At 38.3% G+C, this 20,906-nt stretch carries 22 protein-coding genes; 11 read left to right on the top strand and 11 right to left on the bottom strand.

Annotated features, from left to right (window positions below; all coding sequences use genetic code 11):
* Positions 1 to 223 precede the first annotated feature (223 nt).
* The 3 genes from I6F44_RS11525 to I6F44_RS11515 all read right to left on the bottom strand — a co-directional run bounded on the left by I6F44_RS11525 (position 224) and on the right by I6F44_RS11515 (position 3,902).
* Positions 224 to 2,479 (bottom strand): aminotransferase class V-fold PLP-dependent enzyme, encoded by a 2,256-nt coding sequence (locus tag I6F44_RS11525; protein ID WP_197173807.1) that lies wholly within the window; start codon positions 2,477 to 2,479, stop codon positions 224 to 226.
* A gap of 135 nt (positions 2,480 to 2,614) precedes the next feature.
* A complete protein-coding gene (locus tag I6F44_RS11520) occupies positions 2,615 to 3,691 on the bottom strand; it encodes an AI-2E family transporter (RefSeq protein WP_007581049.1) in 1,077 nt (358 codons plus the stop codon).
* Entirely contained in the window at positions 3,684 to 3,902 is a 219-nt protein-coding gene (locus I6F44_RS11515) for a sulfurtransferase TusA family protein (protein WP_002961455.1), read from the bottom strand. Before I6F44_RS11515 ends, I6F44_RS11520 begins: the two co-directional genes overlap by 8 nt.
* A gap of 145 nt (positions 3,903 to 4,047) precedes the next feature.
* Between I6F44_RS11515 and I6F44_RS11510 the strand changes: the two genes are divergently transcribed.
* From I6F44_RS11510 to I6F44_RS11490, 5 genes are read left to right on the top strand one after another with little or no spacing between them, the layout of a single operon-like run.
* The gene (locus I6F44_RS11510) at positions 4,048 to 4,713 is read left to right on the top strand and encodes a hypothetical protein (RefSeq protein WP_197173806.1); all 666 of its coding nucleotides are present in this window, start codon (positions 4,048 to 4,050) and stop codon (positions 4,711 to 4,713) included.
* Between the two features lies 1 nt (position 4,714).
* Positions 4,715 to 6,172, top strand: a complete 1,458-nt coding sequence (locus I6F44_RS11505; protein ID WP_197173805.1) for a M48 family metalloprotease — start codon at positions 4,715 to 4,717, stop codon at positions 6,170 to 6,172.
* A gap of 53 nt (positions 6,173 to 6,225) precedes the next feature.
* Complete coding sequence (gene arsC / locus I6F44_RS11500; RefSeq protein ID WP_197173804.1) at positions 6,226 to 6,573, top strand: arsenate reductase (glutaredoxin); 348 nt, start codon at positions 6,226 to 6,228, stop codon at positions 6,571 to 6,573.
* Positions 6,573 to 7,127: an NAD(P)H:quinone oxidoreductase gene (gene wrbA / locus I6F44_RS11495; protein ID WP_007581039.1), complete on the top strand. Its 555-nt coding sequence runs from the start codon at positions 6,573 to 6,575 to the stop codon at positions 7,125 to 7,127. The genes arsC and wrbA overlap by 1 nt, the downstream gene beginning before the upstream one ends.
* A complete protein-coding gene (locus I6F44_RS11490) occupies positions 7,124 to 7,567 on the top strand; it encodes a DUF2069 domain-containing protein (protein ID WP_197103090.1) in 444 nt (147 codons plus the stop codon). Before wrbA ends, I6F44_RS11490 begins: the two co-directional genes overlap by 4 nt.
* An 82-nt stretch (positions 7,568 to 7,649) precedes the next feature.
* Here I6F44_RS11490 and I6F44_RS11485 read toward each other — a convergent pair whose 3' ends face one another.
* On the bottom strand, positions 7,650 to 8,987 hold the full coding sequence (locus I6F44_RS11485) for an ankyrin repeat domain-containing protein (protein WP_010555074.1): 1,338 nt from the start codon (positions 8,985 to 8,987) through the stop codon (positions 7,650 to 7,652).
* A 230-nt stretch (positions 8,988 to 9,217) separates the two neighbouring features.
* Positions 9,218 to 9,811, bottom strand: a complete 594-nt coding sequence (locus tag I6F44_RS11480; protein ID WP_197173803.1) for an MlaC/ttg2D family ABC transporter substrate-binding protein — start codon at positions 9,809 to 9,811, stop codon at positions 9,218 to 9,220.
* Between the two features lie 244 nt (positions 9,812 to 10,055).
* Between I6F44_RS11480 and I6F44_RS11475 the strand changes: the two genes are divergently transcribed.
* Together I6F44_RS11475 and I6F44_RS11470 are read left to right on the top strand one after the other, a co-directional pair.
* Entirely contained in the window at positions 10,056 to 10,592 is a 537-nt protein-coding gene (locus I6F44_RS11475) for an acyloxyacyl hydrolase (protein WP_101163303.1), read from the top strand.
* A gap of 145 nt (positions 10,593 to 10,737) precedes the next feature.
* On the top strand, positions 10,738 to 10,884 hold the full coding sequence (locus tag I6F44_RS11470) for a DUF2897 family protein (protein WP_197173802.1): 147 nt from the start codon (positions 10,738 to 10,740) through the stop codon (positions 10,882 to 10,884).
* Positions 10,885 to 10,937: 53 nt separating this feature from the next.
* Here I6F44_RS11470 and I6F44_RS11465 read toward each other — a convergent pair whose 3' ends face one another.
* Both I6F44_RS11465 and bamC read right to left on the bottom strand, forming a co-directional pair.
* A complete protein-coding gene (locus I6F44_RS11465) occupies positions 10,938 to 12,308 on the bottom strand; it encodes a YjiH family protein (protein WP_007583911.1) in 1,371 nt (456 codons plus the stop codon).
* 66 nt (positions 12,309 to 12,374) lie between these two features.
* Positions 12,375 to 13,436, bottom strand: coding sequence for an outer membrane protein assembly factor BamC (gene bamC, locus I6F44_RS11460; protein ID WP_024591010.1), 1,062 nt, complete (start codon positions 13,434 to 13,436; stop codon positions 12,375 to 12,377).
* Positions 13,437 to 13,795: 359 nt separating this feature from the next.
* Between bamC and I6F44_RS11455 the strand changes: the two genes are divergently transcribed.
* Together I6F44_RS11455 and bcp are read left to right on the top strand one after the other, a co-directional pair.
* Entirely contained in the window at positions 13,796 to 14,329 is a 534-nt protein-coding gene (locus tag I6F44_RS11455) for a glycine cleavage system protein R (RefSeq protein ID WP_007583906.1), read from the top strand.
* Positions 14,330 to 14,340: 11 nt separating this feature from the next.
* Complete coding sequence (gene bcp / locus I6F44_RS11450; protein ID WP_197173801.1) at positions 14,341 to 14,820, top strand: thioredoxin-dependent thiol peroxidase; 480 nt, start codon at positions 14,341 to 14,343, stop codon at positions 14,818 to 14,820.
* Between the two features lie 195 nt (positions 14,821 to 15,015).
* On the opposite strand, the gene I6F44_RS11445 is transcribed toward bcp, so the two are convergent.
* The 3 genes from I6F44_RS11445 to queE form a co-directional block, all read right to left on the bottom strand.
* Positions 15,016 to 16,872 carry a retron Ec67 family RNA-directed DNA polymerase/endonuclease gene (locus I6F44_RS11445; protein WP_197173800.1) on the bottom strand — a complete coding sequence of 619 codons (1,857 nt, stop codon included), beginning with the start codon at positions 16,870 to 16,872 and terminating at the stop codon, positions 15,016 to 15,018.
* Positions 16,873 to 17,431: 559 nt separating this feature from the next.
* Positions 17,432 to 18,175, bottom strand: a complete 744-nt coding sequence (locus I6F44_RS11440; RefSeq protein WP_197173799.1) for a class I SAM-dependent DNA methyltransferase — start codon at positions 18,173 to 18,175, stop codon at positions 17,432 to 17,434.
* A gap of 272 nt (positions 18,176 to 18,447) precedes the next feature.
* Positions 18,448 to 19,113: a 7-carboxy-7-deazaguanine synthase QueE gene (queE, locus tag I6F44_RS11435; protein ID WP_002960417.1), complete on the bottom strand. Its 666-nt coding sequence runs from the start codon at positions 19,111 to 19,113 to the stop codon at positions 18,448 to 18,450.
* Positions 19,114 to 19,258: 145 nt separating this feature from the next.
* On the opposite strand from queE, the gene queC reads away from it, so the two are divergent.
* Positions 19,259 to 19,915, top strand: a complete 657-nt coding sequence (gene queC / locus I6F44_RS11430; RefSeq protein ID WP_007583902.1) for a 7-cyano-7-deazaguanine synthase QueC — start codon at positions 19,259 to 19,261, stop codon at positions 19,913 to 19,915.
* Between the two features lie 87 nt (positions 19,916 to 20,002).
* On the opposite strand, the gene I6F44_RS11425 is transcribed toward queC, so the two are convergent.
* Positions 20,003 to 20,452 (bottom strand): methyltransferase family protein, encoded by a 450-nt coding sequence (locus tag I6F44_RS11425; RefSeq protein ID WP_007583901.1) that lies wholly within the window; start codon positions 20,450 to 20,452, stop codon positions 20,003 to 20,005.
* A 208-nt stretch (positions 20,453 to 20,660) separates the two neighbouring features.
* Here I6F44_RS11425 and I6F44_RS11420 point away from each other — a divergent pair, with 208 nt between their 5' ends.
* Positions 20,661 to 20,903, top strand: coding sequence for a hypothetical protein (locus tag I6F44_RS11420; protein WP_197173798.1), 243 nt, complete (start codon positions 20,661 to 20,663; stop codon positions 20,901 to 20,903).
* Positions 20,904 to 20,906: the final 3 nt, after the last annotated feature.

The following is a 20,906-nucleotide window of genomic DNA, read 5'->3' as shown; positions in this document are numbered from 1 at the left end:
CCGGTATCATAAAAATTTTATAAATTAATTTACCCGCAATTTTAAAGGCAACGGCATAGCTTAATCAATCAAAATGAAATATTCATGAATTTTCATAAGTACTACTAATTACTTTTTATACTCATTAACTAATTACTGTGCATGTTTACCTTGCGAGCAAATAAACCTTAAAAACAAAAAAAATCGGCCCTAAAGCCGATTTTGTATAAATTACAATCTTTGTTTAATTACTAAGCGCTAACCCGCCACTTAGGTTATAAACCGTTTTGTATCCTAGTTGCATTAAATTAGTTGCAGCAATTTTTGAGCGGTTACCACTACGGCATAATAAAATGTACTTGTTATTTTTGTTTAATTGCCCTTCAAATACCGCATTTGCCATTCTGCTAAGTGGTATATTTAATGTTTTTTCATCTAGCGTATTAAATAACTGAGCAACATTATTTGCTCCATGCTCATACGGCTCCCGAGTATCTATTAAATATGTATCGCTGGTGTTTAACATTACTTTAGCGTCATCAAAATTTAATTGCTGTGTATCAACCTCAGGTAACGCATTTACATAACCACACAATTGCGTGTTATCTACTTGTTTTGAAGCGTCGTACTGCTGTTTTTGTATTGCAAATTCATCAACTGAAATACTGCCGCTCACTAACGCATCAAGTAATGGTGTTTGGTTTTGCTGTACAGCCCAGTTCATGGCAAAACATTGTTGGTAGTCGTGCCCTGAGCAAATAATGCTGGTGCTATTAAGTTGCTCGCTCATTGCTAAAATAGAGCGTGCCATTGCTTTTGCATCCCCACCTATGAGTGATGTATTGCCAAGCCCTGCAGGCAGTATTAAATCACCACAAAAACAGTAACGCGTTTCGCCATTACTGTTTTTTAATAAATAACTTACACTGTCTTTGCTGTGCCCAGGTGTAACTACTTTTTCAAGTACGTCGTTTGCCAAGTTAATACTTGCTGTATTTAGCGGCCAACCTAGCGAATCAACCTCACCTTTTATAACTCTTGAGTCAAGAACGCTGGTTAGTAAATTAGTCGCTGACTCTCGCTCTTGATGCAGATGAGTATTAAGCACCGCCGATATAGTTAAGTTTTGTGTATTAGCTATTTTTTCAAAGCGCGGAATAAGCTCAATAATAGGATCGATAATTACAGCGTGTTTATCATCGCTCACATAAAGCCAACTACATGCACCTTGGTGCCTAAATTGAGTAAGGCCTAGTGCGCATACTTCTTGTTGTGGTGTGGTGCTGTCAGATACGATTAAACAGTTTGCCTGTAGTATTGCTTTAAGAGCGCGAATACGCACACAAGCATCATCAATATCGTGTTGTGTTGCAGCAGGTCCAAACGATAGCCTAATCGCGTTTTCGCTTTGCCACTTACTTGCACCCATTGCATCTAAAACAAAACTTGTTGATGCGCCTGTACTACAAGCCGAGCCTCCACTTACACGAATACCCGCAGCGTCAAATAAATCAATCACTTCTTTGCTCGTTAAATCGTTAACAGCAAAGTTAAGTGTGGTAGGCACGCTATAAGCAAAATCATGATTGAATGTAATATCGCCAAAGGTGTCTTTTATCGCGCTTTGTAACTGGCTTCGATAAGAGTTAAGTATGCTAATTGGTTTAAATGTATCGTCTGATTTATCAAGCAACATACTAAATAGCTTATTTAACCCTGCAATACCGGGTAGATTTTCGGTGCCTGAGCGCATTCCACTTTCTTGACCGCCACCCGCTATAAAAGGTGTGTACGCACTGCCACTACGAATATATAAAAAACCAATACCTTTAGGTGCATAAAGCTTATGCCCCGAAAAAGGTGCGTAGTCTATTGTTGTATCACTCAGCGCGAGCGCTTGTTTACCGAGCGCCTGCACGCAATCCACCATCCACGATACATTTTTATTACGGCTACGAATTACCTGCTCAATAGCGGGTAAATCTTGATATACACCGGTTTCGTTATTAACGGCCATGGTGCAAATCATCAAAGCGTTATCGATATGTTTAGCTATAAAATCTAAATCTAAAATACCGTTACTATCAACCGGAATAGCAAGCACCTCAGCATTAACGTCAAGTACGCTATTCCAGTGCTTAAGTGTATTTGGTACCGCTTTATGCTCAGTAGCACCATATAACAATACGGGGTTTTTAATCGGGTGTTTTTTAGCCTCTATTAGCGTAGAAACCACCGCAGTTTGAATACCTTCTGTTGCGCCAGAAGTAAATAAAATATCACCATTATTTGCGCCAATAACCGTGTGTGCTTTTTGACGTGTTTGTTCTAATAAATGCTTGGCTTGAATACCTGTAATGTGCGGGCTTGAAGGATTACCAAAACATATTTGCATGGTATGAGAAACAACATCAGCAATACAAGGCAACACAGGGGTCGTTGCGTTTGCATCAAGGTAAACTTGTTTTACTGGCTCATCGTGCAATAAAAACTCAGACATTAAAAAACGCACCTTATTACTAAAAAATATATCTTATTACCAATAGTACATAAATTTACAGGTAATGAGTAATAATCAATTAGCACTAGAGGTGCGTTTACTATTCTTTTTTAGACTAAAAGTCTGTTTACTTAATTATTCACTGACCTCTTTACTTATCTCTTCATGCGTTGACGACCAAGCTGTTATTAGCGCTTTTACTAATGAAGCCAACGGGATGGCAAAAAATACGCCCCAAAATCCCCACAAGCCACCAAAAAATAATACCGCGACAATTATAAATACCGGATTTAAATCAACCGCCTCAGAAAATAATAGTGGCACAAGCACGTTGCCATCAAGCGCCTGAATAATTCCGTAAATAATTAAAATGGTCCAAAACTGTGTTTCTAATCCAAACTGAAACAGCGCAACTGCCGCTACCGGAATAGTGACGAGTGCCGCGCCAATAAATGGAATTAATACCGACAAGCCAACAAGCACACCAAGTAATGCGGCGTAGCGTAAATCTAAAACAGTAAATGCAATAAAAGACACACCACCAACAATTAAAATTTCAAACACTTTACCGCGAATGTAATTCATAATTTGTTGATTCATTTCGTGCCACACTTGCAAAATTAAGCGTCGTTGCTGCGGGATCAGTTTAGCAATACTCCCCGTTAGCTCCAGCTTATCTTTAAGCATAAAAAACACCAGTAACGGCACAAGTACTAAATATATAAGCCATGCAACAACATCTTTTAATGACGTAAGTGAAAACGACAATACAGTTTGACCAAACTCAATGATTTTAGCTTCTACCGTTGCAACAATAGCTTGTACTTGATCTATGTTAATTAAACTTGGATATTGTTCAGGTAAAGCCATTAAATAAGACTTCCCTTGCTCTAACATATGCGGGGTTTCTTGCACTAAGTTACTGGTTTGCTTCCAAAGCACTGGGCCAATAACCAAAATAAGGGTGAGCATAATGCTAATAAATATCAACATTACAATAATCGTTGCAGTAAAACGTTTTAAGCCAACGCGCTCTAAATGAACAACCGGCCAATCAAGTAAATAAGCGATAACCAGTGCAACAAGCACAGGAACAATTAACGAGCCAAAAAAGTAAAGTAAGGCCACTGAGGCCAATAATAAAAATAATAAGGTAGACGAATGAGGATCCGAGAACTTCCTTTCGTACCATGTTTTTACGTATTCAAACATGTAATGGCTCCACTAATAACAACCCACGTTGTTTATCAAAATTGTAACTATAAGCATTTTTTTGCAAAAAACGTTCAATATCGTTCGCACTTTCACCTTTATTAAGACTAAAAGTGATACGTTGTTTTGAAGATTGCGCACTTCGTAGCGCAAGTTTAAACTGCACAAATTGCTGAGGGCATTTAAACTCTTTTAAATCGCGCTCTACCATAACTACTTTATCCGTATAGTAAATGAATAATAAGTCGCATATTTACGGTCAATATACTTATATGCCCAAACCGTTGTAACTTTTTGTTAAAACAATACCTGCAATAGTTTATCCTTATAACATAACTAGCAGTAAGGATAAGTTAATGCCTGGCACGCATAATAAAGCGCAACTACCAAGTAATCCAACACTCAAAGAGATTAATTGGTTTAAAAAGCAAATTAATTGGGGCGAACTACCTCCTTTTTATCACCTTGTTGCCTCATCAATAAGCGAATCTGAAGGGATTTTAGATCATGGATTCGATAATGCAGTTAAACAACTTATAGATAAACGCAATTGGAACTTAGATTTATTAGAAGGCCATGAAGACAGCCTTGGTTTAATACACACTAAACATAAGCCACGTATTGCGCTGCACCAAGTTTTTACCGACAGAGGCTTTGAGCTATGGGCACAGCCTTATGCTAAAGATGTTATTGTTGACCAATACATAAAAAATAATCGCTTTATGGAGTTTAGAGTGTGGGATCCACATTCAATGAAAAACCTGATCAGAATAAGTCAGTTACATAAGTTTATTGGCTTTTATTTTGAACGGGGCGACAAAGCAGATAAAGCCATTATTTTACATGCACATAAAGTAGTACATAAAATTATTACTTTTTTGCAGCGAGAATTGAACGTTGTAAAGCTTGATGGAGTCACAATAAAAGAACTATACCAATTGTGCGAAAAAGACAGCCGTGCAAGCAGTGACGAAATAGACATAGCCAAAATTGCAATTGGCGAACAAATTAACAAGGAATAAAATGCAGCTAAAATCAGCATTTATCACTTTATGCAGTGCCGCGCTTACGTTTAGCTTATTAGTAAGCGAACCTTTAAAAGCGCAAACCAATTTCACACTTCCTGATTTAGGAACATCTGCATTACAAGCACTGCCACTTGAAAAAGAACAAGCTATTGGCGAAGTAATGATGATGCAAATACGAGGTTCATCGCCAGTTATAAACGACCCTGTGCTAGATGAATACCTCACGACTATTGGCCGTAAACTTGTTGCTAATGCTAACGATGTACGTTTTCCGTTTTCGTTTTTTTGGATAAATAACCCAGAAATAAATGCGTTTGCATTTTATGGCGGCCATGTTGGAGTGCACACAGGATTAATAGCGCAAGCCGATAACGAGAGCCAGTTTGCTTCGGTACTTGGTCACGAAATTGCTCACGTAACACAGCGCCACTTAGCACGTAGAATACAGCAGCAACAAGATAACAGCGCGCTGACCATTGCCGGTATGATTGCAGGTATATTAGCAACCGTTGTTGCACCCGACGCGGGTATTGCCATTATATCTGCCAGCCAAACACAATCTGCTTTTAGCCAGTTAACGCATAGCCGCTCAGCTGAGCAAGAAGCTGACCGCATAGGCATGCAAACACTTAATAATGCAGGATTTGATCCCCGTGCATCGAGTGAGTTTTTAACTAAACTTGCCGCGCAAATTCGCTATAAATACAAGCCACCAGCATTTTTGCTAACTCACCCATTACCAGAGAGCCGTGTATCAGATGTACGTTTGCGTGCAGAGCAATTTCCTGTGCGCCTTATGAATGCGAGCCTTGAGTTTAATTTAGCAAAAAGTCGAGTGCTTGCCCGCTATGACAACAAACCAGAAAACGCAGAAGATCTATTTAGAAAACTACTGCGCGAAAACACCTACAACAACACTGCATTAAAGTACGGCTTAGCCATAAGCTTGCTTGATCAAAAAAAGCTTGATGAAGCAGCACCAATATTAGACGAGCTTTTAAAAAACGATCCTAAAAACCTATTTTATATAGATACCCATACCGATTTACTTATTGCACAAAAAAAGGCAGATGAAGCCGTTAAGTTTTTAGCCGACTTAAATCAGTATCGCCCTAATAATCAGGTAATTACACTTAACTATGCCAACTCAGCACTTGAAGCTGAGCAATATGAGCTTGCTGAAAATATTTTAAAGAGTTTTTTACTCGAAAAGCCAGATCATAACTTAGGCAAACAACTCCTTGCAGACGCGTATAAAAAACAAGATAAATTAGCCTCTTATCACGAAGCTAACGCCGATGTATTAGCACAATATGGTGCTTATTTAAAAGCCGCAGACGAAGTACAAAAAGCACTAAACTTTGTAGAGCCTACTCAACTTGTAAAGCAACAACGTTTAAAAGCACTACTTACCCAGTATCGACTTTTACAAAAAGAGCTTGCAAGACTTTAAGTCTGCAAGCGGTTACCCTAAAATAGACGCAATTCACACTTTGGAATCATTTTATGTCTGTTACTATTTACCACAACCCTCGTTGTTCTAAATCACGCGAAACGCTAGCGCTACTGCAAAGTAAAGCAATAGAGCCAAGTGTTGTAGAGTATTTAAAAACGCCTCTTACACACGAGCAAATTTCAACGCTTGTAATCCAACTTGGTTTTTCATCCGTACGTGAATTAATGCGCACAAAAGAAGATGACTACAAAGCACTTAATTTAAAAGATGAAAGCAGTGAATCAGCATTAATAGATGCCATGGTACAAAATCCAAAACTAATTGAACGCCCTATTGTAGTGAATAACAATAAAGCAGCGATTGGTCGTCCACCAGTAAACGTACTAAGCGTTTTATAATGAGTGCAACCATAGTGGTGCTTTATCACTCAAGCCATGGCTCAGTTGAAGCAATGGCTCACGAAATAGCAGAGTCGATAGAGCAACAAGGTGCTACAGCACTGCTTCGCACCTTTGTGGCTAAAAATGCGCACGACATTGTGATCACCAAAGATGATTTAATAAATTGCGATGGTTTAGCATTTGGTACACCAACCCGATTTGGCATGATGGCCTCTCAAGCTAAAAGCTTTTGGGAAACCACCAGCGACTTGTGGTTAAAAGGTCAGTTAATAGATAAGCCAGCGTGTGTGTTTTCGTCATCAAGCAGTATGCATGGTGGTAATGAAGCAACCTTACTTAACTTATCTCTGCCACTATTACACCACGGTATGATGCTACTGGGCGTGCCGTACGATGTACCCGAACTACTTGCAACACAAACAGGTGGAACACCATACGGTGCAACACACGTTGCTGGCAGCGCTAATAGTGCACAGCTAAGCAAAGACGAAATTAAAATATGCCAAAGCGTTGGTAAACGCCTTACTCACATTGCGAGAAAACTTAAATGAATACAGCTGACAACCCAGCTAAAAAGCCGATTACAGTAAAGTTTCAGCGTGCCGCACTATTTGGCTATGTAGGTTTACTTGTTCTTATTCCACTGTGGATGTATTTTGTGCCACCTCTAAATGGTAATGCGAGTTTAGTGTCTTTATTTTTGCCTATTATTCCGTTACTACTGCCGCTAAGAGGCATAATTAAAGATAATACATACACTTATGCGTGGGCTAACTTTGTTGTAATGTTGTATTTTATTCACGGACTTACCATGCTGTGGGCCGCTCCTGATGAATTAATTTGGGTATTGCTAGAGCTTGTGTTTGCCTCTTCAATGTTTATTGGCTGTACTTACTACGCAAGACACCGCGGACAAGAACAAGGTTTAAAAATCCGAAAGCTTAAAGAAGAACTAGCTGAAGAAAAAGCAGCAAATGAGAACGGTAAATAAGGCTTAACCATAAACGGTTATAAATACAAAAAACGCGCTTAAATTGCTTTAAGCGCGTTTTTTATTAGCTGTTTAAAAGTGACTAAACCAAATCACTTAAGGCAGCTAGCACCACAATGCTCGCCAACCCTATTTGAGCAATTAAGCTAATAAACGAAAAGCCTCTAAGCACAAATAAGCCCCAAGGGTGTTTAATATGTGGATATAACGCACAGCGTTTTAAAGTGGTCGCAAAGAAAAAACAAATCACTGCCGCCATAGTTAAACTCAGCGTCAGCTCACTTTTAATAGAGAGTGTTTCATCAAAAAAGAAGAACAACTGCAAAGGCAGCAATATAGTGACAATAGCGTGCAGCACATGTACTTTTTTAATTCGATCAAACTGCCCTTCCGGCGAAAGCTCTTTAATACCAAAGTCACGCTCTAAGCATTTAACTAAGTTATTAGCTTTAATACTAACCGCCAAACGGTAACAACTTAAACCTTCTTTATTGCGCGCTCTAAAGTTATAGCCTGCCTTAATCAGCAGCACCATTAACGATTCATTTTTAGCAAATACAGCGTAATGAAGTGCTGTGTTACCTAAATTATCAACCGCTTTTTTGTCTTGCTTTGCAAGTAGCGTTTCAACCACATTTACAAAGCCTTTTTCGGCGGCCCACATAAAGGCTGTTTTATTGTTTTCATCAGCAAGAACACCTGTAGCGCCTTGCTCAATAAAACGCATTGCCATTGTTTGCTTGGCTGTTTTTTTACGTAGGTGCGTTAATAATGCTTTTTCTAGCAGTACAACAGAGTCAACATCAGGAGAAACCTGTGTAAGCAACGTAAAATAATCTTTACCCGCTGCTACTTTTTCGCTGGCAAGTTCAGAAAGAGTATCTAAATCAGCAATAGACTCTGGAATAAACGCACTTAAGCGCTCTCTAAAATCAACTTCTTTCCAAAGGGCTAATGTATCTTTTGCCGAAAGTTTACTTTTATTATTTAGCGCATGCTCAATTAGCGTGAAGTAGCGTTTACTAAAAAACAAATCGACTAAAGACAGTGGCGTATCTATGGTGTTTTGCGCAGCCACACTTGCGTATTTTTCAAGGCGCTGGCACAACATAAGCACTAAGCTTTCAGGGGTGTATTCATTATCGTAGTAATGGCTTTTAACCGCACTAATATACGCTTGTGCGTCTTCGTCATATTCAGAGATATGTTGAAAGTAACATTCTTCAAATGGTTCTAGCGGGGTTAGCCATGCCAAATAATAAATAGGCGGTAACACGGTGGTGCATACACCATCGTCTTCATTTGTAGAACGACAAGCAGGCCAAGCTTCCAAAGCATCTAAAATAAAGGCACCGTTTTGTTCTACCAGTCCTTTAATAAGTAATGGGTATTCCTTTGGCCAAATCAGTACATTTTCCATTAAAACAACACAACTCCAGTGTGGCTTGGGGGTGGTAAGTTATATCAGTTTTTAGCTGACACCACGCTTAATCAAAGTGTCGATATTCTAGCACACCTTTGTTTTGCTGCTAGCGCAAAATTACGCAATAACAACAATCCTTTACTTACAAATATAAAAACGGCCAAGTACATAAGTAATTGGCCGTTTTTGAGGTTGGAGTTGGGCTTAATCAGAGCCAGACAAATAGTCTATTTACTTTTTAACTCGCTAATAACTTGATCTAAACCCACTTCAGAAATACGTTGAATAATCTCTTTTTGCTTAGCACTTAATAGTGAAATGCCTTCGGCAACAATATCGTATACTTTCCACTCATCATTTTTACCTAAACGAAGCTTAAAACTTAAGTCGATTGTAGGCGCATTTGGCTCAATAATTTGTGTGTTAACTGTTGCGTACTCAGAGTCACTTTTTGCGTTATTACGCTCAAATACTACTTTTTGACCTGTGTACTTCATTAGTGCACCAGCGTATGTGCCTGTTAAGTAATGCTCTACTGCATCTATAAATTGAACTGCCTGCTCGCGCTCAATGCCTTTAATGTGTTTACCTAATAATTTAAACGACACAAACTTAACATCAATATGTGGCATTAAACGTTTTTCAACAATGGCAGCCATCGCGTCTTTGCTTGCTGTGCCTTTTGAATTTACTTGGCCAATGTCTGCAAATAGCTTATCGGCTACTGATTCAAGTAACTGATCTGGCGATTGCTGAGTTTGTGCAAATAACGAACTACTAAAAAAAGCAGTGGCTAAAACGATTAGTTTAAAGAGTTTCATAATTGTATATGTCTGTGTGATTAAGATGGCTGTAATTTACGCGAACTATACGCAATAAAAAAGGCACAAATAAGCAACTTATTAATGCCAAAATCGCACCAATAAAATAACTAAAATAAATTCAAGCAGTTAGAAACCACCGTTAACAGGCCATATACAACCGGCATTTTGTCCTCATTGTAATTGTTAATAGGTCGCCCTTATCATTTAGTTATCACTTGAATCAGACAAACATTTGGCACCTATGAAAACGTCACTTAAAACACTTATTATCTCTTTTGTATTAGTAGTTTCACTTTTTGGCAAACTTGCTTTTGCTCAATCGAACCACGGTTATGCCGTTGATTTTCTCAAAGGCGAAGGTAACGTAAACGGCGTTAAGCTTGCGTATCAGTATCATGCACCTAGCATGCAAAATATAATTGGTGATGCACGCTTTTACTTTGAAACCAGCGTAAATATGTGGGAATACCGCCACGGCGATGAAACACAATCAAACCTAGTACTTGCTATGTCACCTGTGCTGCAATTTCCTGCCTTTAGTTTTAACAACACCCCATTTTATGTAGAAGCAGGCATTGGTGTATCACTGATTGATGAAACGCAGTTTGCCGGTAAAAACATAAGTACTCACTACCAGTTTGAAGACCGCATAGGCCTTGTTGCCGACTTTGGTCATACTAATGTTGCCCTTAGAGTTATTCACTATTCAAACGCAGGCTTTAAAGAGCCAAACCCAGGACTTAACTTTTTAACGCTTTCGGTAGCTAGACGTTTTTAAGGTTATTGATTGTGTTTAAAGTTATTGATTGTGTTTAAAGTTATTGATTGCGTTTAAAATTATTGATTGTGTTTTGAGTAATTTAATTGCTGTTATAGCGTAAAACGGTCACACTTAAACGTACTAAATATTAAGTGATACTGCGATGCAAACTTGGCATATTGTAATTATTGTCGCCGTTATTTTTGCTATTGTCATTGGTAATATTGCGCTGATTAGACTCTCTGCAAAAACGGAGTTTAAAAAGCCCAACGCCAATATTAAAAATACAACAGACACAAAAAAGCCCTGATTAATCAGGGCTTTTTTAACAATACCGATTCGCTTAATTATATTTTCGTTAATTTAGCCTACTAACCAATGCGCCATTAGCGCAATAACAGGTAAAGTAATTAGCGTTCGCAAAATAAATATAATAAACAACTCTAAAATATTTACCGGTATTTTACTGCCAAGTAAAAGTGCGCCCACCTCAGACATATAAATAAGCTGAGTTACACTCATTGCGGCAATAATAAAGCGCGTTACATCACTTTCAATTGTACCTGCTGCTAATATTGACGGAATAAACATATCAGCAAAACCAACCATAATAGTTTGCGACGCCGCTGCCGCTTCGGGTACTTGTAATAACTCTAAAAATGGCACAAACGGCATACCTAAATACTGAAATATAGGCGTATGCTCAGCAATGATCAGTGCAAATGTACCTACCGCCATAACCACAGGCAATACACCAAACACCATATCAAGCGCGTTATGTAAGCCCTCTTTTATAGTACCTTTAACACCCGTTGAGTTATCTGCTTTAGCTAATGCAACATCTAACGAATGACCAAATAAAGTTTTATGACCCGGAATTGTTTCAGCGTCTCTATCTGGCTCAGTACCATCAATCAATAAGTCTTTTTTAAAGCGCAGTGGCGGTAATCGCGGCACAATAATAGCGGCAACAATACCGGCTAAACATACCGTTGCGTAAAACGGTGCAAATAGGTATTCAAGTTTAACTTGCCCAAGCACCACTAAACTAAACGTAATTGAAACCGCTGAAAACGTAGTACCAATAATAGCCGCTTCGCGTTGTGTATAGTGCTTTTGATCGTACTGCCTTGCAGTCATCAAAATACCCACACTACCATCACCTAACCACGATGCAGTACAGTCAACCGCGCTTCTACCAGGTACACCAAATACAGGGCGCATTACTTTAGTCATTAACGTACCAGCAAGCTCTAGTAGACCAAAGTTAATTAATAGCGGCAGTAATAAGCCCGCTAAAATAAATACCGAAAACAACACTGGCAATAAGTCATTTAATACCAGCGCGCCAGTATTGGCCGAGGTAATCATCTCGCTGCCTAGGCTTAAGTACGTCATTAAACCAAACGCCATACCAAATAAGCGCACCACCAGCCATGTCCAGCTCACGTCAAATAAATGCTTTAACAAAGGTGAGTTACATATAGCGGCGGGTTTAAACACTTTAGTAATTACAGAGATAACCCCTGTAATACAAATAATGAGAGTAATAATTGCTTGAGCAGAACCAAGCATCATTGCTTGAACCGCTTTTGCCATAACGGCAATAGGAATGGTCATCCCTTGCGAGGTACTAATGGGTGTCATAAATAAAAACACACCAATTAACGAAGGAACCAAAAAAGTAAACCAAGTGCGCCACGTGTAGTGTGAACGATGAGGTAGCTGAGACATATTTATTAACCTATAAAAACCACAAAAAGAGCATAGCGCTCTTTTTGTGGTAAAACTTATTATTATTTAAATTTTAATGCCGCGCTGAATGAGTGCTGCTTCTAATGCTTGTTGTAAACCATTCATAGTACCTGGCTCAAGCGTTTCGCCTTTATCATCCATCCACGTTAAGCTAGTACCGCCTTCTTTAGTTTTACTTACTAAAATTTGGTATTGGCCTTCATCAATAGGTAGTTGAGCTACGTCATCACCCCAAATTGAATCCCAAACACTTGTTTCTGGTTTAGTGTAATCAGCAGTAATTAAGCCCGTATCTGGGTTAATTTCAACAATAGTGAACGACAAGCGCTCTAAAAATCCAGAGAAACGGTCAAACACAGCTTCGTAAGATTGCTCAGTTACAAGTGCTGCATTACCTTTGTTATCAAAGCCCATTTCAAGAGAAATAATACCTTGGCGTTTACGCATATCAACTTCAAGTTGACGGTAACGGTAATCAAACTCGCTCACTACTTGGTTAAGCGCACGTACTTCTAACTGCTGTTTTAACAAATCAGTTAGCGTATGGTCGCCTTTAAAATCAATCAGCTCTACACGTAAAGACGCAGTACGCTGATGTGACTTTTCTTCAATAGTGAATCTAAATTTTTCTAAGTCATCGTTAACTTCATCGCCCCACCACCAAAAACCTTCTTCGGTTTTAATGATTGAGTACCAATCAGTTTCAATAGTACCTAGTAGCTTGTCTTCTTTAGTGGTTCCTGCATTGTTATCAGCGAGGACTGATTGAATCGTGTCCCAAAGAAATTCATCTAAATCAGCAATGCCATCGTTTTTATCAAAATAAATACGCGCTTGTTTATCTGTCTCTTCTACCCAACTGCCTTTAGCAATTGTTAATACTTGTGCCGGTGGGCGGTAATTTGTAGCTTCAGGATTGTTGTCGTATTGACCTACATCCATTTTATAAACTGGGTCTTGAGCTGGTTGAGATAACGACGTTGGTGCTTTTACAGGCTCATGCGTACGATAGTTACGTTCGTCATGTGCCTTATTAATAAATACACTACACCCTGATAAACTTACCAATACACTTACTGCAAGTGCTTTTGGGATCCAATACTGCACAGATATTTCTCCTTAGCATACCCTTTAATTGTTTTAACAAATATATGAGTGGGTAATGCCGATTTGGTTCAGTGTAAAATCAATATTAACTTTACATTTATTATTTGGCTGCCTAAATGCAATAAAGTTCAGCACTTCAACTTAGCAATAAAACTAAGCGCAAATAAGCAAATTTTAGCTATGGTACTTTCCCGTGCCAGTAAAAACAAGAAACACCGCACTTTAAAAGCGCTTAATTAGCGTGTGCTGTAGTTTAGAGCCCTTTTTGTGTTAAACTTCGCCGCCGTGCAACTTCTCGTGTGTATTTTTGGTGTTGCCAACTCGGTTGATATAATCCAAGTAACAAGGTATTTGAACTCATGACTGCATTTTCAAATCATCAAATTGTTTTAACAGCGATTGGCGAAGACAGACCCGGTATTGTAAGTGAACTAACCCAACTGGTTAGCGATTGCCACTGCAACATTATTGACAGCCGTATTGCTATTTTAGGCTGCGAATTCACCTTCATAATGCTACTTAGCGGCGACATGTCGGCAATAAGCCGCATAGAGCACGTACTACCAACTAAAGCCATGGAACTTGGCCTGCTAACCATGATGAAGCGTACAGCGAGTCATACTCCTAGCGAATTTTGTGCAGGTTACACACTAGAATATACAGGCATAGACACCCCAGGCACTTTGAGCAAAGTAACGCGCTTTTTTGCCGACAATAATATTAGTATTTGCTCACTTAAGTCAGACACTTATTCTCAAGAAGACAACATTAAAATGCGTTGTGAACTTGAATTCAACATACCTGTTGATGTAGATATAGATCAATTTAAAATTAGTTTTGAGAGCCTTTCTCACACACTAAACGTAGATTATATTTTTAAACGAATTCGTTAAGGATGCTAAACATGAACACAATTAGTCCATTACAAGCTGGCGATACTGCACCCGCTTTTAGCCTACAAAACCAAAACGACGAAACAGTAACATTAAGCGAGCTGTTAAAAGAGCAACAAGTGCTTGTGTACTTTTACCCTAAAGCGTCAACGCCGGGCTGTACTGTACAAGCCGAAAACCTACGCGATGAGCAAGCACAGCTTGCTAAATTTAACACCCGCGTTGTAGGTATTAGCCCAGATCCAATTAAGCGCCTTAAAAACTTTGAAACTAAAAAAGAGCTTAATTTTGACCTATTAGCCGATGAAGACCACGCCATTGCTGAAGCATTTGGTGTATGGGGCTACAAAAAATTTATGGGTAAAGAGTACGATGGTATTCATCGCTTAACATTTTTAGTAGGCCAAGACGGTAAAATTAAACACCTATTTGATAAGTTTAAAACTACAGATCACCACCAAGTGGTTTTGGATTATTTAGCAGCAGAATAAGTTTGTGGCTGAGTAAGTTAGCGGCAGAGTAAGTTACTCGCTGCTAGAAAAATACAGAAAAGCGTTGCTCAAGGGCAACGCTTTTTTTATGCTAGTTATTAAATATTTGGGTTAAGTAAAAGCAGAATCCAGAGGTAGATTGATGTCTGAAAATAGAGATTTGCATCCCTTCGGCTTAGCTTTGACATACAACCTTTACTTATTTATATCATAATGGTCAATTGCCATCATAATACGATCTAGTAATGGCTTCAGACCATTAAAGTTTATATTCTTCTTTTGTGCTTTTATGATATGTGTCGCAAATGCATCTTTACTAAGGTCTTTGTCAGCGTTTCGTTTAGCCACGGTGTTGAAACATTTTTTAGAGTGTTCTCTAAGTCGGTCCTTGTCAGTAAAGAAGTATTCAATATCGGTATCACAATCTTTAATACCTTTAGGTGTCATTACAATATATAGATTATGAAATAAATGTACGAAGTTTGCACTTCTCAAATCTTTTTTTAAATCCAAAGTTTGAGGATATATTTTTGCTTCCTTTTGATTAGAAATGTAACCAAAGATACCCGCATCTTTTGGCCCAGCATCATTATCAATGATTATAATTACAGGGTGCTGTGGTTTAGCCGCTTTATACTTTTTAAATTGTGTCCGGTAGTTAACAATAAAGTCTTTTAAATAGCTAGCTCCACCATATAGCTCCAGTAAAAATCGGGTCCGCTTTGAGTACTCAACGAAGCGAACTAATAACTTATACTCATTCTTAGCTACTCTTGCTAACTTTGGATAACTAATAACTAACTCACTGATAGCTGATTTAATATAAATATTATCAGTTTTACCTTCGCATAAAATTGTCGGCTTATCATTGCCATAAAATAAACGATAGAATATAAATTGGCTGAACGTTTTCTCTCTGCCCGATAGAAGTAGCTTAGTATTACTTCCTACGTTTTTTAATGCCAGCTCAGGCTTTAAGGGACTTTTTTGCCTAATTCTATTGTAATGATCCACTTGGTCAATAAAGTTGAGCTGCCCTTCCAGTTCATTTATATTTCCAGCAACCACAATATCATTTTTAATTGAAGTGAACTCTCCCGTTTTAAATAGAAAATTACACTTAGCCCGTACTGTGCGCCAATACTCTTTTTTAGTATTCGGTCTTTGGTTTACTATTAAGCCAGTAACATCTTGTCTTGAATCTTTATATTGAATACGTGTTTTTTTATGATTTATTAAAAAGCCAGCACGTTTAATTTCATTAGTTAATTTTTCTCCCGGTATATAACCATGATTATCATCAACTTTACCCCTCATTATTTGAGGTGGAAATACTGATTTTCTAGTAGAAAAGGTAATATCATCAGCATACCTTGTGTAAGTACACTTATAATCCTTTGCTAATGAAGCCAAACGAATATCTAGACTATGAGTAATTAAATTAGTTATTACTGGAGAGCAAGGACTTCCTTGAGGCAAGGTGTCTTTGTAACAAGCAATTTGAGCAATCATTGTTGCTATACTAGGATCTAATCGAAAATTTATATTCTTAATAAAAAAGCTGCGCACGCGACCAAAATTAAAACTATCAAAAAAATCTTTTAAATCGATATTGAGCACATTCTTCTTACCCAAGTGCATCATTGCATTAGTAATAATTGAACGTTCTCTAACAAAACCATGAGATAAGGAAGGTTGTTTATGCTCAGAGCTTGGAATTTTAATTTTTAGAACTTCAGCAATATGATCTTTTTTCTTTGGCGAAAGCATTTTTGGAGAAGCAATCTGAGATTCTGGATATTTATTTTTATTAATCTCATCAATACAATCTAGCAATAAATTAGATAAGGAAGATTGTAAACTTTTCAAGTCATCCGATGGTGCATTTATAAGCCTTTGACCGCCAGACTTTTTATCAATCGAAAACTGATGATATTGATTTTCTGGTCTTACAACATACAAGCAACGAGTTAAGAAGCGAGGGTCTACATTTAAAGCTCTTGCGAAACCGGGCTTCGATGAGACTGTTTTTAAATGAGTAAGTCTTGGCATAAATAAATCCATTTATAAGTGGTGGCTTATGGGCACTCCTAGGCATTATTATATACGGAAGCAACTATGAGAAACTATAAGATGCAATCCAGACGGATAATTGTTTCACTGTTCGCGAAGCGCGAACTAAAAATCTGCCCATAAGCCGAGGAAAACAATAACAGATACATAGATAGATTCAAATATATTCTTATCTTTCTAAAAACAACAATAATAACGTTGACACCCATCCTAATTCCCTTCGAAAGTAACAATAGAATGGGCTTTTAGTTCAGAAATTAGCTTAAGTAGCAGCTTGGCTTGTTCAATTAAGATACCCGCTTTTTTATTGTTAATATTGGCTTAAAATTATGATTTTAATGTAAATAAAAACATAAAAAGTTATATAAACTAGTTATTTATATTCGCCGAAACTTAAATAAGTTACTGTGTCGGATGGCGCCTCGCTTATCCGACCTACATTTTCAAATATATAATGCGGAGTTATTGGGCCGTGGGTATTGGAGGTTCATTGGAGCTCGTTGGGTTTCGCTACGCTCTACCAACCTACGCGTTTTTCTTAAATTTTTACGCAGACGAAAATGGCGTTGCCTGAGCGCTGTGCCCATGGGGTTATTTTGTCGTAGTCATGTTCAAATATGTGGAATTCGAAGTACGGCTTTAAGGCTTCTTTAAGCTCGGTATAACTAAAAGCAACCATTGGGTGCTCGTCGTGCCATACGAGTGTTTTATCTGCGGTGGTTTTTTCGATGTTGAGTTTTAATAACTGTTTGCTGCCAGTGCCACTGTAATGCCAACCAGAGCGAAATGTGAAGAAGCTACTTTCGCTTGTTGCTGTGTGCTCTACAAATGAATCGCTGTCGATTTTGTTTTTATCAACCGTGTTAAAGCAAAATATTCCACCCACGTTTAATGCGCTGTGTACGCTGGCAAGGCATTCTTTTAGCTTATTAATGCCGTCGCAGTAATGGATTGAATACAAAAAGCAGGTAATTAAATCCAATTGCTCGGTTACTTTAAATTCACTCATGTTTTGCAACGAAAATTGCGCTTCTGGACAACGAACTTTTGCTTTATCGAGCATTGGCTGGTTTAAATCAAGCCCACTACTTTTATAGCCGTAATCAATAAAGTGGCGTACATGCGGGCCGGTGCCACATGCTAAATCGAGGTGGGTATTTGCGCCATTACCAAAAATTTGGTGCAGCCTGTGAATAGAATTGCTTTGGGCTTGATAATCTATATCTGCGCACATTAAGTCGTAGTAATCAGAGAGGTCGGTGTAAAGTGCATTTGCGGACATATAAGCCTAGTGGTAAGTAGTAGAATATTTTTAAGTCGCGCATAGTAAACTAATTAGCACAATTAACGAAGAAGATATGAGCTTTAGGGTAGATGTAATCTTAGGTTATAAAGTTCAGGCTATAAAGTACAGGGCTGTCGGATGGCGCTTCGCTTATACGGCCTGTGTATTTAAATATTATAGAGCGTTGTTATAAAACGGTGTGGAATTGGAGGCTCGTTGGGTTTCGCTACGCTCTACCCAACCTACGTACTATAACTTTAAGCTACTCTTTAACTAATTCCTAAATACTTATGTACTTGTATTGATAGGCGCCAGTTTTTGGCAATACAGGTGTCGATTGCTAATTTAGTTGCTGATACTTTTTGGCTAATTGGCTGCAAGTAAACAAGCTTTGGATTAACGCCTGTTTTAGCAAATAATTCTTCTAACTCTTCTACGTGCTTTTGCATAGCAACGGGGTGTTTTATCTCGTTTGCACGCTTCATGGTGCTGGTAAGTACTTCATAACCACCGCGCATATTAATTTTTGGCGATACCGTTACCCATGTTTGCTCTGGGGCGAGTATTTCAAACGTGCCGCTGGTTTCTATTTGTGTGCTAAAGCCGTGTTCGTGTAATAAGTTACATACAGGATTTAAATCAAACATGCATGGCTCGCCGCCGGTAATTACTACGTGCTTTGCGGTATAACCACGTGATTGAAACAACGCTAAAATTTGCTCTGCACTGGCGTTAGCCCAATGATCTGAGTCGGCTTTTTTTTCTACGGTTTCATCCAGCGATACTTTATATACATTATCAACATCCCACGTTTGCTTAGTGTCGCACCAAGAGCAGCCTACTGGGCAGCCTTGCAGACGTAAAAATATTGAGGGTGTGCCAGTAAAGCTAGCTTCACCTTGAATGGTTTCAAACACTTCATTAATTTTGTACAAAAGAGATCTCACTTACTACCTAGCAGCCAAATTGCTACTATTAAAAAACCAAAAAGCGCTGTGCAAAAATTGTTATTTAAGCTGCGGCCGTGTAGTATATCGCGCCCTGATATAAACCTCTATTAAAACTAAGAGCAAAACAGATATGACGCAAAAAGTAGTTGTTATTTATTCCGGCGGTATGGACTCATTTACCGTATTAAATAAAGCCCTGCAACAAGGCCATGATGTATATGCCCTATCATTTGACTATGGTCAGCGTCATGTAAAAGAGCTTAAAGTGGCGGCAAGTGTGTGTGAAAAATTAAACGTTCCACACAAAATTGTTGATATTTCGGCGATTAACCAACTTATTGGTGGCTCATCACTTACTGATGACATTGATGTGCCTGAAGGCCATTACGAAGAAGAAAGCATGAAAAGTACGATTGTACCTAATCGTAATATGATTTTGCTCTCGCTTGCTGTTGGTTACGCGGTATCACTTAAAGCTGGCCAAGTTTATTACGGCGCTCACTCTGGGGATCATGCTATTTACCCTGACTGCCGTCCTGAATTTGTGCAAAAAATGGATGATGTATGCCGTATTGCAAATTACGACGCTGTAGAAATTTTTAGCCCATACTTAAACAATACTAAAATTGGTATTTTAACCGACGGTATTGAAATGGGATTAGATTACAGCCAAACGTGGACTTGTTATAACGGCCGTGAAAAGGCCTGTGGTAAATGTGGCGCGTGCCAAGAACGCCTTGAAGCATTTGCACTAAATAACATTACAGACCCGTTAGAATACGAATAAGCACCAATTAATTAGTAATACAATTGCTGTAAACAAAAAAGGCTATCATCGATAGCCTTTTTTGTTTGTTTAATTTTAACGTAGAGATTACAACCAGCGTTTTACGCGCGCTTTATAGGCGGTAAACTCTTCGCCAAATAATTTAGTGAGCGCACGCTCCTCGGGTATTATTTGAAAAAACGTTAAATACGCAATAAACCCTATAATACATAAAAGTGCCCACAAGGAACTTAACCAAATACCCCACCCTGCTAAAATAAATGCAAAACCTACGTACATTGGGTTACGCGAAATCCGATAAATACCGCTAGTAATAAGTTTTGACGCTTGCTCAGGTTTATTAGGGTTTACAGTGGTGTTTGCTATTTTAAAACTCACCACCCCTGCAATACAAAAAACACACCCTATAATGACCAAACTTGCTGCTAAGTAGGTAATAAATGCGGTGAAATCAATAACACTGTAATGCGCAATAAGCGCCATTATGCCTGCAAAAAACAGCACAACAATAACGGGAGGTATTTTATTATTTAACATGGCAACTCACTGTATTGGCTAAAGTATGTTTATTATATGGTGGCTATGCAGCCATTAAACAATATCTGAAGTGTATAAATGATGAACACGCTCAAACCTGAGCTTAAGTAAAGTATACAAATTAAGTTACAATTGTCAGCTTTATCAAAAGCGCTTAAAGGTTATACTTTAACCATAAACGAATAATAAAATGATAAGGAATGAGGTTATGTCTGGAACTACGATGATTGTACTTATTGTGCTAATTTCGGTTGGCTCAGGAGTGGTTTACGATATGTATAAAAAGCATCTTGAGTTTAAGCATAAAATGCAAAACAACAACAGCGATGCCCATAAACAATTAGCTGAAACAGATGCACAAGTGCTTGCATTAAAAGAGCGTGTACAAACACTTGAGGCTATTGTTACCGATTCAAGCTTTAGCGTTAAAGATGAAATTAATAAACTTTAAATT

This window comes from Pseudoalteromonas sp. NZS11_1 (genome assembly GCF_015864275.1).
In the GTDB taxonomy this organism is placed as follows: Bacteria; Pseudomonadota; Gammaproteobacteria; order Enterobacterales; family Alteromonadaceae; genus Pseudoalteromonas; species Pseudoalteromonas arctica.
Note: the sequence above shows the minus strand (reverse complement) of the source record. Positions and strands in the feature narration are given on the sequence as shown.